This window comes from Chitinophaga sp. GbtcB8, assembly GCF_019091455.1.
Lineage (GTDB): Bacteria > Bacteroidota > Bacteroidia > Chitinophagales > Chitinophagaceae > Chitinophaga.
This window is the reverse complement of the sequence record NZ_JAGXJN010000003.1, coordinates 1-15,227: the sequence shown is the minus strand read 5'-3', so window position 1 is coordinate 15,227 and position 15,227 is coordinate 1. Positions and strand designations below refer to the sequence as shown.

Sequence of the window (15,227 nt, the reverse complement as noted above, 5' to 3'; positions counted from 1 at the left end):
CCATATATGATTGACCGCTACAATAAGCTGCATGGCCTGGGCATTCAATATGCCAAAGACCATGATATTCAATTGGTGGAAATGCCCTCCTTCAACCGGTAGCGGCAAACTGGCCGGCTACACCTGGGAATAGGAGGTTGGAACCAAAAAGGTATTCCTGATAGTAGAAATAGTATTTGCATACTGAGGATCCGCTACTAATTTTTTCCATTCAGGATCCGCTACAAAAGCAGACCATCCTTTGTCGCGTTCTTCCATGCTGGGGCATGTGATCATATAAGTGAGACGGGGTTGCTTGTCGCCGGCAATCACTTCACCACAGAATACGGGATTTAATCCCGCCCTTTTAAAAATGGGGAACTCCCCGTCATGGAACATTTTAATTTTTCTTCTTACGGCATCTTCACTATAACCCTCATACGTTCTTAATTCAAACATCCGGGATCCACCTGAGGGTAAAACCATTGCAGGCCAGCCATCAAAAGCAATCATCAAAGAAGAGGTAAAGCGGTTATATACAGGTTTATCAGCCGGTATGCTGTTATATGCTGAGCTATTTTTAATATAATCTGCATCCGCCTTTGCTTTCGTATTTACCGAAAGGTAGTTGTCAAGAGAAGAATAAGGTACGAATAAATAAAATTTAGCTGGTTCCGATGGTCTCCATTCCTTGAATACACCCACTGTTTTTACACCATATTTATTCAATGCAGGAATAAGCGCTGTCTTAAAATAATCTTCCAGCTGCGCAGGGTTGGAGCCAAAGCGCATTTCATATTCACGCCATTCGTATATTTCTTTTTGCATGGGCTGCTTATCACCCGCTGTTGCAGAATTGAAGGGTATTGCCATACCCGCAGTAGCCGCAAGCGAAGACTGGAGGAATTTCCTGCGTTGCATATTGATTGTAATTTTGGTTTGCAAATTTTAGAAGGAGCGTATATAAGTTTTGAAGATCTGCAAAATCATTCAATTAAACAATACCGGGTTTTAGGGTACTTTTCGAGCCTTGGTATAAATTTGTCACTTTTAAATTATGTGCGGTTACTTCCCGATACAAAACTTACTAAATATCCAATCCAGCTGCTCCTCATTCGTGATCTCTCCCGTTATCTCACCCAGGAAATGCAAACACCTCCTGATATCCAGCGCCAGCAGGTCGCCCGGCAAACCGCTATCCATCCCGCTCCGCACATCGTGCAGCGCCTGCAGCACAGACTGCAATGCTGCGTAATGCCGTGCATTTGTTACGATGGTAGCCTCCATATTAATATCGCCGCTCATTACTTTTTGTACCAGCCGGTCCTTCAACAGGTCAATATGTGCATGGTTCTTCGCGGAGATAAACAGGATGTCCGGGATCCCCGCAAACTTAGCAAGCGCCTCGTCTTCACCTAAAACATCCATCTTATTCCCTACCAGCAGGTAATTAATGCCGTCCTGCTCAAAAAGTGAAACCTGATTACGTATATCCGCCGCTGTTAGCTCGCTTACATCAAACAAATAGATCACCACACCTGCCTCTTTGATCTTCTCCAGTGTTTTTTGTACTCCAATGCTTTCAATGGTATCCACACTTTCACGGATACCGGCGGTATCTATCAAGCGGAATAAGATACCCTGTATATTCAGCACTTCTTCAATCGTATCACGGGTGGTGCCTGCAATATCGCTCACAATGGCACGGTTCTCATTCAGCAGGGTATTCAGCAAGGTAGATTTGCCCGCATTAGGTTTGCCAACAATGGCTGTATTCACGCCATGTTTTATCACATTGCCCATACGGAAAGAGTCCGTTAAATGCTGCACCACTTCCAGGGCAATTTTGATCAGTGCATAGAGCTGGGTACGATCCGCAAATTCCACATCCTCCTGGCTAAAATCCAGCTCCAGCTCTATAAGGGCGGAAAAGCGGATCAGCTGCTCCCGCAAGGCCTGCAGCTCCCGGGAAAAGCCACCCCGCATTTGCTGCATGGCAGTTTGGTGGCTGGCGGCGGAATGGCTGGCTATCAGGTCTGCTACCGATTCTGCCTGGGCCAGGTCCAGCTTACCGTTCAGGAAGGCGCGCATGGTAAACTCACCAGGCTTAGCCAGGCGGGCGCCGGCCTGTATACAGGCATCTATTAATTGCTGTTGTATGTAGGGGGAGCCGTGGCAGGATAGCTCTATTACATTTTCTCCGGTATAGGAACGGGGGCCTTTGAACAAGCTTACCACTACTTCATCAATGATCTTACTATCTGATACAATGCTGCCCACATGCAGCGTATGGCTGGCCTGCTGCAGCAGGTCTTTGGAGGGGAATAGCTGGTTGCAGATGGTAATGGCCTGCGGGCCGCTTAAACGGATCACGGCAATAGCGCCTACACCCGGGGCGGTGGCCAGCGCCACTATCGTATCATCGTATCCTGTGAGTTTGTTTGACATAATAAGAGCGCAAAATTACGCTAAAAAAAAATTCCCCACCGGTTGGCCGGTGGGGAATTCAGTAATATCGTTTTAACAGTACTACTCTTGCAAAGTAAAGCGGATGGGCAGGTTAAACTGTACGGATACCTGACGGCCGTTCTGCTTACCAGGTTTCCATTTGGGCATGGTTTTCACCACGCGTACAGCTTCATCTTCCAGACCACCACCTTTGGCGGCGCCAACTGTTTTTACGTCTTTGATCGTGCCTTCAGAATCTACCACAAACTGCACAAATACAGTTCCGGAAATACCGTTCTCCTGTGCTACGCGCGGGTATCGGATGTTCTTGCTCAGGTATTTGGCCAGGGCTTCCTCACCACCAGGGAAGGTAGGAGGTTGCTCCACAAAGGTAAAGATCTCTTCTTTCGGCGGCGGGGGCGGTGCTTCTACCACACCGGTACCTTTACTGTCTTCCAGTAATCCCGGGTCAATACCGTTGGGATCACCTTCCATGGTTTTAGTACTTACCGCTTTATCCTTGATCTCTTCTACTTTTGGTGGTTCTTCTTCCGGCGGCACCTCATTATCTTTCTTAATAACGGGTGGTGTAAACTGCACTGAAGGTTTCACCGGCGGGGGTGGTGCAGGCGGAGGAGGTGGCGGAGGTGGCGTTTTGGGATCATCCGGAAGCTTAATGTCTTCCATTTTGATCTGCTCAATAACGGGTTTCTTCGGATTTCTGTCCTCGATACCCTTTATGATATTGCTGACAACATAGCCACCTACACACAAGAGCGCTACAGCGGCAGTACCCAGGAGGGCATTGCGTACGCGCTTCTCGTACTTTCTTCTTAGTTCATAAGCACCGTATTCTTTATTCCTGCCTTCAAACAGGATATCAAGAAAATCGGCCTTTAGTATTCTAGCTGAATCCATTGTCTGTTTTTTATAGATGGATGCAAAAAATCTGCTTTTTCCACAAATTACTGTGCGCCACCTGTATTAGCCGTTTCGGTTTGCTTGATCCATTGCTTATCCTGATCGCTGATATCAACGGCAGCATAGCGCTGGATACGGTTAATGGCCATTTCATCCAATATATCCACGAAGTTCTTATAAGTCGCGTCGTCATTGGCTTTAATGATCACTACCACGTCTTCAGGCTCACCTTTTGCATTCCGCAGCTGTGCTACTTCATCTCTTTTCTTGATGAGCACATCCCGGATACCATTTTTGTTGGCAAAGCTGGTAGCCTTGAAAAAGTCCGGGTTAGCAGATGCGTTCGGGTCCTGGGCAAGACCGGCGTAGTAATATACACGGTTGTTCTTTCCAAGCAATATAGTAAGGGCAGTACTCTCTTTCACTTTATTCTGCTCCTTCTCATCTTTGGTATCCTTGGGCATGATCAAGTCCATGGTTTTGGGCTTGGACATGGTAGTGGTGAGCATGAAGAAGGTGATCAGCAAAAAGCCTAAGTCCACCATCGGCGTCATATCCACACGGGTAGAAAGCTTTTTCGATTTCGTTCCCTGGTGTTTCTTTCCACCACCACTACTGCTGGTATCCATTTCTGCCATAGTAGCTCTTTTTTTTAGTTTGTGATAGCAGCGGGCTTTCCGCGGAAAACACCTGCCGTTTACTGATGATGACTATTCTGATTTCTTAGCCGGTGCAGCACCTGTATTTGCCAGTGCAGCAGCAGTGCCCGGAGGTACTGATTCCAGGCTGGTAACCAGGTTCAGCTTCTGTATCTTCAGATCCTTAAAGGTTTGCATGATCTCCTTTATCTTGGGATAAGGGGTACCATTATCTGCTTTAATACAGTATTGCAGCCTGGGGTTTCCACCCTGTGCAGTTCTGGCGTAGTTTATCCAGGTTGACAGCTCATTATTGGCCGAATCAGAAGGGATCCCTGTTTCCAGGCCGGAAGCTTTCCGGTCCTCCATCTTCATATCCAGGTAAGATTTCAGGTTCTTTATTTCAGTACCAACACTGGCGCCTACTATAAAGTTGTTCATAGCCTTCTGATCCAATCCCAGTTTGAACTGTGAGTTCAGGTCCTCAATTAATTTCTTCCGCTTGGGCTGACCGTCCATGCTGAAGAAGATCCTGCCTTTTGGGTCCACTGTGAACATGATCACATCGGAATCAGGCAGCAGTTTCGTGTTAATAGAGGACGGAGTAACCACAGTCACCGGCTCTTCGGGCTTAAACTTAGTGGCTAGCATGAAGAACGTCAGCAACAGGAACGCAACGTCGCACATTGCGGTCATGTCGATGGTTGTGCTCTTCCGGGCCATTTTAACTTTTGGCATCTTTACTCCTTTTTAGTTTACTTTAAATAGATTCAAACCTGCTGGTTTTCCATACAAATAATTAAAAATTATTTGTGGTTAGCAGCAAAGCTCTGAGTTAAAGTAAAGCCAGACTCATCGATTGCATAAGTGATGCTATCAATGTTGGTAGTAAAATAGTTGTACATGATGATGGATACAGCGGAAGTACCGATACCCAGTGCAGTATTGATCAATGCTTCGGAGATACCACCTGCCAGCTGAGCGGAATCAGGAGCGCCACCGGTTGCCATTGAAGCGAACGCGCGGATCATACCTAATACCGTACCGAACAGACCTAACAGGGTTGCGATAGAAGCGATAGTAGACAGGAACACCAGGTTCTTTTCCATCATCGGCAGTTCCAGCGCAGTAGTTTCTTCGATCTCATTTTTAATGGTCAGTATTTTCTGATCAGTATCCAACTCAGTGTTGGTGATCATTTCTTTGTATTTTTTCAGACCAGCTTTGATCACATTACCAACAGAACCTTGTTGTTTGTCGCATTCTGCCAGGGCAGCATCAACGTTCTTGTTAGCCAGGTGATACTGTACTTTACGTACCAGCTCAGCGCCGCTGAATTTACCTTTTGCTTTAGACAGGTAAAGGAAACGCTCGATCACGAAAGTTAAACAAATCAATAATACAGAAATCAATACAGGAACTACATATCCTCCCATATAAACTGTGCCAAACCATTTACCAATGCCTTCTTCAACTGGATGCCCGCCTACAACGCCACCCTGAAAGTTTGCCGGGCTACCTAATACAAAAGCGTAGAAGAGTATACCGATCACTAAACAAATAGGAACGGCTAATGCCGCAAACACATTAGATGATTTCTTAGGTTGATGAGAAGTGGTTGTCGTTTTGGCAGCAGCTGCAGTCACAGTTGTTTTAGTCTCAGCCATGTTGATTGAATTTTAGTGTTAAAAATTAAACTATGGTTTTTTAGTATTTCCGTTTAGATTGAATTATTAAATGTAACAACTACAATTACGGCTTTCGCAAATATTAGACGGTTGCCTTAAAAAAACAAGTGCTGCTCAAAAAATCTCACAAAATTTAATCTCCCCACAAAAGCCTGTAACAGGCTTTTTATCTCCAAATTGATTGAGCATACACTTAAAACACAAATGAGTGAGCAACAATGTCTAATGGCTATTCTAAACCTGTATTGTTACTGTCCTTGAAAATCGAAATTTATTGATTTTTTTTCAAAGTTGGACGCACAATTTAAGGAAATTTTTAAATGTTCCAACAAATTTTATCATTATTCACATTTAAGTTCCCTTCAGCCACAGTAGCTGTTTTTAACTTATCACCCCGCTAAAAACATGCCCTTTCCCACCCTTAGGCCTTCTAATTCATCACAATAGCTGAAAACGGCTGTTATATATCAAAGACAATATTAATATAATAATGCTAATTTACTAAATTTAAAAGTCCCTGGCCATTAACGTGGTCAATATACTGCTATTATTTCCATTCCTAAGACAATTATAACGTTTATGGAATTTCCTGATAAGTTACTGCATTATATATTTATTTGCAACAACGGATAAAATAAACATATCCTGTCAGAAATCAACCCTTTTGATCAAATCATTATGAACATGCATGTAAGAAGCAGGTCTGTTGCGGTAGCAGCAGTCCTATGCTGTATAAGCCTGGCGCTTAGCGCACCGGCATCTGCACAAAGGAAAAAGAAAAAACACGCGGTAACCGCCGGCGCAGAAAAGGACACCACCGCCAAGCCACCCATTATACCACCGCAGGGCACGCCTAAAGCCAATCCCAAGCCATTCAGCGAACTCATTACCCCTAAGGCAAAAGCCGATTCCGGCCTGTTCAACATTTATAAGCTGGATGACAAGGTATATTTTGAAATAAGCGATTCCCTGCTGGGCCGCGATATACTGGTGGTAAACCGCATCTCTAAATCCGCCGCCGGCCTGCGCTCCTTCTTTTATGGCTACAGTGGTGACCAGATCGGTGAAAACGTGATCCGCTTTGAGAAAGGACCCAATAACCGCATTTTCCTGAAGAACGTTTCCTATAGCGAAATATCAAAGGATAGCACCCAGCCTATGTTCAATGCGGTAATGAACTCCAACATACAGCCCATTGCCGCCGCCTTTGATATCAAAGCCTTTTCAAAAGAGAACAATGGCAGCATTGTAGACCTCACAGACTATATTAATGGTGATAACGAGATCCTGTTCTTTGACCAGCGCATGAAAACGGGCCTGCGCCTGGGTGGCGTGCAGCCTGATAAATCTTACATTGTAGATGTACGCTCCTACCCCATTAATACAGAGATCAAAACCGTTAAAACCTACTCCAAAAGCGGCGCACCGGGTGCTCCCGGTTTTCCGCCTGCTGCTGGTGGCAATGCTACCCTGGAGCTGAACAGCTCCCTGGTACTGCTGCCCAATGTGCCTATGCAGCCCCGGTACTTTGACCCGCGCGTAGGCTTTTTTACCACCAGCGTAACCGACTTTGATGCAGATCCCCAGGGTGTAAAACGCCTGCAGATGATCACCCGCTGGCGCCTGGAGCCTAAGGAAGAAGACCTGGAAAAATACAAACGCGGCGAGCTGGTAGAACCTAAGAAACCTATCATATTTTATATAGATCCCGCTACACCGGCCAAATGGCGCAAGTACCTGATACAAGGGGTGAACGACTGGCAGGTTGCTTTTGAGCAGGCTGGCTTCAAAAACGCTATCCTGGCTAAAATGGCGCCTACTGCCCAGGAAGATTCTACCTGGTCCCTGGAGGATGCCCGCTTTTCTGCTATTGTGTACAAGCCTTCTGATATTGCCAATGCCAGCGGTCCGCATGTACATGATCCCCGCTCCGGCGAAATACTGGAAAGCCATATTAACTGGTACCATAATGTAATGCGCCTGCTGCGCAACTGGTATTTTGTGCAATGCGCCCCCAATGATTCCCGTGCCCGGACTATGGAGTTTGATGATGAGCTGATGGGAGAGCTGATCCGCTTTGTATCGTCGCACGAAGTAGGCCACACCCTGGGCCTGCGGCATAACTTTGGCTCCAGCTCTGCCTATCCGGTAGAAAAGCTGCGCGATAAAGCCTGGGTGGAAAAGAATGGCCACGCTCCTTCTATTATGGACTACGCCCGTTTTAATTATGTAGCACAACCGGAAGATAGCATTACCGGCGCCGACCTGTATCCCCGCATTAACTTTTACGATAAATGGGCTATTGAATGGGGTTACCGCGAGATCCCGGAAGCAGCCACCGCAGAAGCTGAAAAGCCCATCCTGAATAAATGGACCATCAACCGCTTAAAAGATAAACGTTACTGGTTTGGTACAGAAAGCAACCCGGATGATCCGCGCTCACAGAACGAAGACCTGGGCGATAATGCCATGAAGGCCAGCTATTACGGCATTAAAAATCTGCAGCGCATCATTCCCAATCTTATGGCCTGGACCCGTGAACCGAACGAAGGGTACAGCAACCTGGGTGAATTGTACCGCGAAATAACCGGCCAATACTCCCGGTACCTGGGCCATGTAACCAAAAATGTAGGCGGCATTTATGAAACGCCTAAAACAGTGGAGCAGGAAGGCGCCGTGTATGAAGCCGTACCCAAAGCTACCCAGCAGGAGGCTATTAAATTCCTGAACCAGCAATTGTTCATTACCCCTAAATGGTTATTGGATAAAGATATTCTGCAACGTACCGGTAATGATGCTACCACGGTGATACTGGCGCGCCAGGAACCCATACTGGACCGCTTATTAAGTACCGGCACACTGAATAAGCTGTTAAACGCATCGGCCATGGAAGGCAATAATGCTTACCAGGCTACAGACATGATGAATGATCTGAAGAAAGGTATTTTCAGTGAAGTATATACGCACAAGCCTATTGACATTTTCCGCCGCAACCTGCAAAAGGTTTATGTGAAAAATCTTACAGAGCTGCTGGCGTCCGGTGGTGGTCCCAGCCTGAGTGGCGGTATGACTATCATGTTCGGCAGCGCGCCTGCAGATCCCAGCAGAACGGATGTAAGCAGCATTGCACGTGCACAGCTGACCACCTTACGTAATGAGATGCGCGCCGCCGCTGCTGCTATGCCGGATAATATGAGCCGTTACCACTTAACAGACCTGGTGCAGCGTATCACTTCAGCATTAGAGCCGAAGTGATAATCACGAATTGTCAATTACGAATGAGTGCACTGTGGTAGTATAAACATTCATAAAAAATCAGTCCTGCGTGTAAACATGCAGGACTGATTTTTTATAAACAACTTACAAATGCACTACCTCACAACAATCTACTCATTCGTAATTCAATTCTCCTTCTCCTCCGCTGGTTTGCTTTTCCACCACGTAGCCAGTGCTGATCCGGTAATATTCATTAAAGGGCCGAATACTGCCGGCGCTAAACCTACTGTAGCCAGCTTGCCCATTTTTAATGCCAGGCCGGAAGCCAGTCCGCCGTTTTGCATGCCTACTTCCAATGCTACGGTACGGCAATCTTTTTCCGGCATGCGGAACAACCGTGCGCCCCAGTACCCCAGGAAATACCCGCACAGATTATGCATCAAAGTAGCCACCACCAGCAAAGGGCCTACTGTAAGCAGGCTATCACGTCCGCTGGCCGTTATTACTACTATGATCAATCCTATGCTGATCATAGATACCAGGGGCATGGCTGCATCCAGCCATTTGAATTTACCATGCAGGAAATGGTTGAACACCAAACCCAGTATGATAGGCAGTATTACGATCTGGATAATATGCCACATCATTTCTTCAAATACAATATCTACATATTGCCCGGCCAGCACTTTCATCCACAACGGTGTAATAATAGGCGCTAAGAGTGTAACCGTTGCAGTTATAGATACCGATAAGGCCAGGTTAGCGCCTGCCAGGTACGACATTACATTAGATGCCAGCCCGCTGGGGCAGCTGCCGATCAAAATAATACCTGCTGCTATTTCCGGTGGAAAATGAAACAGCTGCGTAATGGTAAAACCGATCAGCGGCATAATAGTATAATGCCCGATAATGCCAACGCCAATACCCATAGGCATTTTAGCTACCTGTGCAAAATCCTTCCAGCTTAAACCGGTACCCATCCCGAACATAATAATCTGCAACAACGGCACAATCAGCTTCGACAATTTGAAATCACCTACCTGGATGAAATGCTGGGGGTAATACATCGCCATGCTTACCGCTGCAAAGATCATCACCGTGTATGAAAATCCTTTTAATACCGGGTATCCCCTGAAAGCCAGTGCCAGCATAGTAAAGCCGCACATCAGCAACCAGCCGCCTGCCGCGTGTAAGTGCAGAATGGTAGTAATAATGTAAGTAATAAAAGCCAGTGCGGCTATATACCAGAATAGTTTGTGCATAATGAAATGGTTTATAATATCAGCTCCACAGCCGGTCCCAGGAGCGGTTATCGTCCCATTCCGGCGTAGGTGCAAAGTAACTTTTATCTTCAGGCGCCAGGTGTTTTTTCAGCTCTTCATCATTCAGCTCTATGCCTAATCCCGGTTTGTCAGGCACAATAGCAAAACCTTTTTCAATAAGCGGTTTATCTGACTTCACTAAACTATTCCAATACGGTACATCCAGCGAGTGATGTTCCAGCGCTACAAAATTTTGCGTAGCTGCAGCGCAATGCACATTGGCCATAAAAGAAACCGGCAGGCCAGCAAAATGCATGGCCATGGCCACTCCTTTCTCTTCCGCATAATCACCAATACGTTTGGTTTCCAGGATGCCGCCGGCTGTTGCCAGGTCAGGGTGTATAAGATCTATTGCATGCGCGTCTATCAATTTAATAAATTCTTCTTTCAAATAAATATCTTCCCCGGTAAGGGTGGGCGTTTCTATTGCATTGGTGATCTGTTTCCATTGTTCGGTGAATTTCCAGGGGATCAGGTCTTCCAGCCAGGCCAAACGGTAGGGCTCTACGGCCTTGCCTAAACGAATAGCGTTGTTCTGATCAAAATGTCCGTAGTGATCAGATGCCAGTGGTATATTATAACCTACTGCTTCCCGCACCTGGCTGATGCGCTGCGCCAGAATGTCCAGTCCTTTGGGTGTGATCTGCACCTGCGTGAACGGGTGTTCCGTAGCGCCATAGGTCATGGGCTGATTGGTCCATTGCCGGCCTACATCCCAGAAATTATCATTCACTAAAGCGCCGGGTGTATTCTTCAGCAGCTCAATCCCAAAATCCATTTTCAGGAAAGTATAACCTTTACCTTCCAGGCGGTCTTTGAGCTTAGCAGCAAATTCAGTGGGATCTTCTACTTCAGGCGTATCTGCATACAACCTTACGCGGTCGCGGTATTTACCGCCTAACAGCTGGTACACGGGCACGCCATAGGCTTTACCGGCCAGGTCCCATAATGCCATTTCCACACCGGACACTCCTCCTCCCTGCCGGCCGTGGAAGCCAAATTGTTTAATGCGTTTAAAGATCATTTCCACGCTGCAGGGGTTCATGCCCAGTATGCGGCTTTTCAGGAACAACGCGTACCGCCAGCTTGCACCATCTCTTACTTCGCCCAGGCCGTAAATACCCTGATTAGTGTCTATACGGATAATGGGACAACGACCCGTTGAGTTCATACCAATTGCGTAGCGCATATCCGTGATCTTAAGATCAGACGGTGAAGAATTGCGGTTCACTTTGGAAGTGCTGAAAGCCAGCGTATCTTCCAGCGGTGCAAACATAAAACCACCCAGCGCCAAACCGCCCAGGGTTCTTTTCAGGAAAGAGCGGCGGTTATCCAGCGCCTTTTCATTTTGTGGATCTGCTGGTTCGGCTACGCCAAGTTTTGAGAGGAATTTTTGTGATGGGTTCATAAACGATGATTTTGAAGTAAGATGTAGGAGCTAAGAATTTACTACCATGTTCTGTTCTGCATGAATTTGTCCAGCTCAGGGCGGCTCATGGGCAGCTTATCACCCTGGGTATCCAGCCATTGCAGGAAATCTTTTTTAATAACATCGGTCCATTGGGTATCTATCTGGCCGGGCGTGTATTTGCCTTCCCGCAGGCGCTGGTGGCCGAACTGGTCGCGCAGGGCTATGAACTCTGCGTTCAGCACTACCTCTTCCAGCAGATGCGCAGGTATGAATATTACGCCGCCTTTTTTTGCCAGCACCACATCTCCGGGCAGCACTGTTGCACGGCCAATGCGGATGGGTACATTAATGCCGGCCAGCATCATTTGCTGTATATAGGAAGGATCGTACCCTTTTACCCAGGCCGTGAAACCATCTATTTCCTCCAGCCCTTCCATATCGCGCACGGATCCGTAAAAGATCACACCGTTCTTTGATTTGGCGTAAATGGAATTACCCAGGTTATCACCGATCAATGTACCATCCACTACCTTGCCGTAGCTATCCGCCACATATACGTCACCGTTAGAGAGTACATCAATGGGCCAGGAGTTGGTACCGCCAATACGGCCTTCTGCTTTGCCTTTGTCTTTGATCAGCTGATCCATATCCGGGCGCATAGGCATGTACTGGGCAGTTACCACGCGGCCGGTCATTACCTGCTCATTACGCAGCAGCATCCACTCGCCTTCAAACTGGTTTTGGTAACCTTTGTTGCGCAAAATGCCCCAGGCTTCTTCAATGGATATTTTTTTCAGGCGTTGCAGCAGGGCATCCGGCACTTTAGGCCGGCCATCGGGAAAACGTTCTCCTTTCCAGGCAGCCGTGAGGGACTTTATCTGCTCCGGTGTTAACGTTACCTGCTGTGCGCGGGCAACATCAGCCAGTAACAGGCAGCCGGCTAACAACCAATAAGTGAAATGTAATTTCATATATGCTGTATGTTTAGTATCGTGTTATTTCACATCTCACTACATACGGATGTTCAGCTCATCTGTTTCCTGTTGCCACAGCGTTTCCTGGTAGTGCAGGGTGTTTAAATAGATCCGGTATCAGGGCAGCGCGCCGGTGGATGTTCTCTGTTTTGGGAATATCCTGGGTTGGGTTTTCATAAACCTTACTGCAGCAAAAGGATCAAATTGCTGCCATTGACACCACAGCTGCACAAGGGTTTCCGGCACTACATCTTCTGTATTTTTTGTAAAATTCCCAAGGCAAAATGGCATAACCGTGGATGGTAACTGCTGTGCTACTCATACAGCTTTGGTAAAGGAGCGTATCAGTTTCATAACGGAATTTCAATCAGCCTTAAAAATTAGGAATAATTATGGAGTTTTTCAAGCTCCACCGCTGAAATAATACTGTCTGCAGCAAGCCGTGCTTTTTCGCCATTTGCAACAAAGGGGTTATTGCAATATGAATCAGCATTTCAATTGTAATATAAATTGCTTAATATAGCTTATTTTTATTTTATAACTGAAACCTCAAAAAGTGAAACCGGCATAATCGCCTGGTTCCATGATCTATAGAAAAAAAACTCCGAATGAAAGAACGCAGTAAGATCACCATCTACGATATTGCCCAGGCGCTGAGCCTGTCTGCATCGACCGTATCCCGCGCCTTGCAGAATAACCCCCTGATCAATGATGATACCCGCGACAAAGTGCAGAAAATGGCTGCTGAAATGGGGTATGTGCCCAACTGGATCGCCTCCAGCCTGCGCAAGAAACGGTCTAATATTATCGGGTTAATTGTGCCGCGTACTTCCATGTATTTCCAGAGTACTGCTATCAGCGGCATTCAGCATGAGGCGCATAAATATGGTTTTAGCATCGTGATCGGCCAGTCAGATGAAACGGTGGCTATGGAAAAGGAGTTGGTACACACGTTCTTTTCCCTGCGGGTGGATGGGCTGCTGGCCGTAGCTTCCATGTTCACCACCAACTACGAACATTTCAGCCCTTTTATAAAGAACAATATACCCATGGTGTTCTATGACCGTGTGCCTATTGAGTTCCCGGGCTACAGCATTACGGGCGATGATTTTACCGGCGGTTACCTGGCTACGGAGCACCTGATAAAACAGGGCTGTAAACGGATAGCCCACTTTTCCGGTGTGCTTACCTGTAACCTTTACCAGCAGCGGCTGGCCGGTTATAAAGCTGCACTGACCAGGTATAATATTCCATATGATGAACAGTTGTTGTATATTCACAATCTTACTACCGATGCGGCAGCTACTGCAGCCCAGGAGCTGCTAACCAGCAAGCCGCTGCCGGATGGTTTGTTTGCGGCCAATGATACCTCTGCAGTTTCCTTTATACAGGAAGCGCGGCGCCACCAGATAAACATACCGGAGCAGATAAAAGTGGTGGGCTATTCCAATGATCTGTCCTCCCGCATCATTTCTCCTTCCCTCACTACCATTGAGCAATCGGGTTATAAAATGGGGCAAAAAGCCGTGGAAACGGTGATCCAGCTCATTAACCAGGATGAAAATGTAAAAGTGACCAAGAACTTTGTGTTCCCTGTAGAGCTGATCCCCCGGCAATCCAGCTTATTAGAATAACAAGTATATACCTACAACTGACTAAATGTTAAGAGAATGCTGAAAACCTTTATTACTCCCTGCCTGCTAGGCGCTGCTATTTTCCTGGGCGCCTGCAATAAGAACATCTATGTTCCCAATACAGTGAATGCTCCTTTATTAAAAGAGCAATTTGAATTTAAAGGGAGCCTGTCTCCCACCAATTACCAGGCTGCTTTTGCTGTTACTGATCATATTGCCGTTATGGCTAACGGGCAATATGTATTTCGTCCCTTCGGCAATAATGATGATAATGATGATGTGTTTGTTGATAAATACGCAAAAGGGGGCTTGTTTGAAGGCGGGATAGGATTCTTTTCGCCTTTTGGGTCGAAAAAGCGGATGGTGTTTGATGTTTATACCGGTTTGGGTTCCGGCAGCTTTAAAACGCTGGATGCAGCGTATCATGACGATGGTAATACCGGTAACGTGAATGATTACCTGTTACGTTCCCATTTCAGCAAATTCTTTGTACAACCCAGTATTGGTTTTGTGCATCCTGCCATTGAAACCGCTTTTAGCAGCCGTTTTTCTGTAGTGAACTTTTACGATATGTCCCTAGGCAATAAGGTATTTGAGAATGACACTGAGCGGCGGGATGGCTTTGGGCAGATCAGCCAGAAAACCCGCTTTTTTATGGAGCCGGCATTTACCTTCCGTGCGGGTTATAAGTATGTGAAGTTCCAGATGCAGCTGTCTTTTTCTGTTCCTTTGTCTGATAACGGGTATGATAACCGGGATGACGGATCTGTTGTAAACAAGTACTTTCAGCCGGTGTCGCTGGGGTTAGGCGCATCTATAAATATTGCGCACTGGTATGATGATTTCCACAAGAAGCGCTAAGGAAAGATCATTCAGTAAAAGGATATAAAACAAAAAGGCTCCGATCATATGATCAGAGCCTTTTCTAATAAATACGGCGGCTACCTACTCTCCCGCATTGTGGTGCAGTACCATCGGCCATGAGGGGCTTAACTT

Annotated in this window: 12 protein-coding genes; 3 read left to right on the top strand and 9 right to left on the bottom strand. The window is 46.5% G+C overall.

Annotated elements, in window-relative coordinates; translation table 11 throughout:
* Window positions 1-117 precede the first annotated feature (117 nt).
* The 6 genes from KVT36_RS05465 to KVT36_RS05440 form a co-directional block, all read right to left on the bottom strand.
* A complete protein-coding gene (locus tag KVT36_RS05465; RefSeq protein ID WP_254639848.1) occupies window positions 118-924 on the bottom strand; it encodes an NIPSNAP family protein in 807 nt (268 codons plus the stop codon).
* Between the two features lie 120 nt (window positions 925-1,044).
* A complete protein-coding gene (gene mnmE / locus KVT36_RS05460; RefSeq protein WP_217602501.1) occupies window positions 1,045-2,427 on the bottom strand; it encodes a tRNA uridine-5-carboxymethylaminomethyl(34) synthesis GTPase MnmE in 1,383 nt (460 codons plus the stop codon).
* 81 nt (window positions 2,428-2,508) lie between these two features.
* Window positions 2,509-3,345, bottom strand: a complete 837-nt coding sequence (locus KVT36_RS05455; RefSeq protein ID WP_217602500.1) for an energy transducer TonB — start codon at window positions 3,343-3,345, stop codon at window positions 2,509-2,511.
* A gap of 47 nt (window positions 3,346-3,392) precedes the next feature.
* Window positions 3,393-3,986 carry a biopolymer transporter ExbD gene (locus KVT36_RS05450; protein WP_217602499.1) on the bottom strand — a complete coding sequence of 198 codons (594 nt, stop codon included), beginning with the start codon at window positions 3,984-3,986 and terminating at the stop codon, window positions 3,393-3,395.
* 72 nt (window positions 3,987-4,058) lie between these two features.
* Window positions 4,059-4,724 carry a biopolymer transporter ExbD gene (locus KVT36_RS05445; protein ID WP_217602498.1) on the bottom strand — a complete coding sequence of 222 codons (666 nt, stop codon included), beginning with the start codon at window positions 4,722-4,724 and terminating at the stop codon, window positions 4,059-4,061.
* Between the two features lie 68 nt (window positions 4,725-4,792).
* Window positions 4,793-5,653: a MotA/TolQ/ExbB proton channel family protein gene (locus KVT36_RS05440; RefSeq protein WP_217602497.1), complete on the bottom strand. Its 861-nt coding sequence runs from the start codon at window positions 5,651-5,653 to the stop codon at window positions 4,793-4,795.
* Between the two features lie 705 nt (window positions 5,654-6,358).
* On the opposite strand from KVT36_RS05440, the gene KVT36_RS05435 reads away from it, so the two are divergent.
* Complete coding sequence (locus KVT36_RS05435) at window positions 6,359-8,929, top strand: zinc-dependent metalloprotease (RefSeq protein ID WP_217602496.1); 2,571 nt, start codon at window positions 6,359-6,361, stop codon at window positions 8,927-8,929.
* Window positions 8,930-9,075: 146 nt separating this feature from the next.
* Here the strand turns inward: KVT36_RS05435 and KVT36_RS05430 are convergent, their stop codons facing one another.
* The 3 genes from KVT36_RS05430 to KVT36_RS05420 are packed head-to-tail and all read right to left on the bottom strand — an operon-like array spanning window position 9,076 to window position 12,594.
* The gene (locus KVT36_RS05430; protein WP_217602495.1) at window positions 9,076-10,152 is read right to left on the bottom strand and encodes a bile acid:sodium symporter family protein; all 1,077 of its coding nucleotides are present in this window, start codon (window positions 10,150-10,152) and stop codon (window positions 9,076-9,078) included.
* A gap of 19 nt (window positions 10,153-10,171) precedes the next feature.
* Window positions 10,172-11,620 carry a mandelate racemase/muconate lactonizing enzyme family protein gene (locus KVT36_RS05425; RefSeq protein WP_217602494.1) on the bottom strand — a complete coding sequence of 483 codons (1,449 nt, stop codon included), beginning with the start codon at window positions 11,618-11,620 and terminating at the stop codon, window positions 10,172-10,174.
* A 41-nt stretch (window positions 11,621-11,661) separates the two neighbouring features.
* Window positions 11,662-12,594: an RraA family protein gene (locus KVT36_RS05420; protein ID WP_217602493.1), complete on the bottom strand. Its 933-nt coding sequence runs from the start codon at window positions 12,592-12,594 to the stop codon at window positions 11,662-11,664.
* A gap of 611 nt (window positions 12,595-13,205) precedes the next feature.
* On the opposite strand from KVT36_RS05420, the gene KVT36_RS05415 reads away from it, so the two are divergent.
* Together KVT36_RS05415 and KVT36_RS05410 are read left to right on the top strand one after the other, a co-directional pair.
* Window positions 13,206-14,231 carry a LacI family DNA-binding transcriptional regulator gene (locus KVT36_RS05415; RefSeq protein ID WP_217602492.1) on the top strand — a complete coding sequence of 342 codons (1,026 nt, stop codon included), beginning with the start codon at window positions 13,206-13,208 and terminating at the stop codon, window positions 14,229-14,231.
* A 36-nt stretch (window positions 14,232-14,267) separates the two neighbouring features.
* Entirely contained in the window at window positions 14,268-15,092 is an 825-nt protein-coding gene (locus KVT36_RS05410) for a hypothetical protein (RefSeq protein ID WP_217602491.1), read from the top strand.
* The last annotated feature ends 135 nt before the right edge of the window (window positions 15,093-15,227 follow it).

Excerpts from the sequence above, each read along its gene's own strand:
- mnmE (WP_217602501.1), bottom strand. The coding sequence starts at position 2,427 with ATGTCAAACAAACTCACAGGATACGATGATACGATAGTGGCGCTGGCC.
- KVT36_RS05455 (WP_217602500.1), bottom strand. The coding sequence starts at position 3,345 with ATGGATTCAGCTAGAATACTAAAGGCCGATTTTCTTGATATCCTGTTT.
- KVT36_RS05445 (WP_217602498.1), bottom strand. The coding sequence starts at position 4,724 with ATGCCAAAAGTTAAAATGGCCCGGAAGAGCACAACCATCGACATGACC.
- KVT36_RS05410 (WP_217602491.1), top strand. The coding sequence starts at position 14,268 with ATGCTGAAAACCTTTATTACTCCCTGCCTGCTAGGCGCTGCTATTTTC.
- KVT36_RS05450 (WP_217602499.1), bottom strand. The coding sequence starts at position 3,986 with ATGGCAGAAATGGATACCAGCAGTAGTGGTGGTGGAAAGAAACACCAG.
- KVT36_RS05430 (WP_217602495.1), bottom strand. The coding sequence starts at position 10,152 with ATGCACAAACTATTCTGGTATATAGCCGCACTGGCTTTTATTACTTAC.
- KVT36_RS05435 (WP_217602496.1), top strand. The coding sequence starts at position 6,359 with ATGCATGTAAGAAGCAGGTCTGTTGCGGTAGCAGCAGTCCTATGCTGT.
- KVT36_RS05425 (WP_217602494.1), bottom strand. The coding sequence starts at position 11,620 with ATGAACCCATCACAAAAATTCCTCTCAAAACTTGGCGTAGCCGAACCA.
- KVT36_RS05440 (WP_217602497.1), bottom strand. The coding sequence starts at position 5,653 with ATGGCTGAGACTAAAACAACTGTGACTGCAGCTGCTGCCAAAACGACA.
- KVT36_RS05420 (WP_217602493.1), bottom strand. The coding sequence starts at position 12,594 with ATGAAATTACATTTCACTTATTGGTTGTTAGCCGGCTGCCTGTTACTG.
- KVT36_RS05415 (WP_217602492.1), top strand. The coding sequence starts at position 13,206 with ATGAAAGAACGCAGTAAGATCACCATCTACGATATTGCCCAGGCGCTG.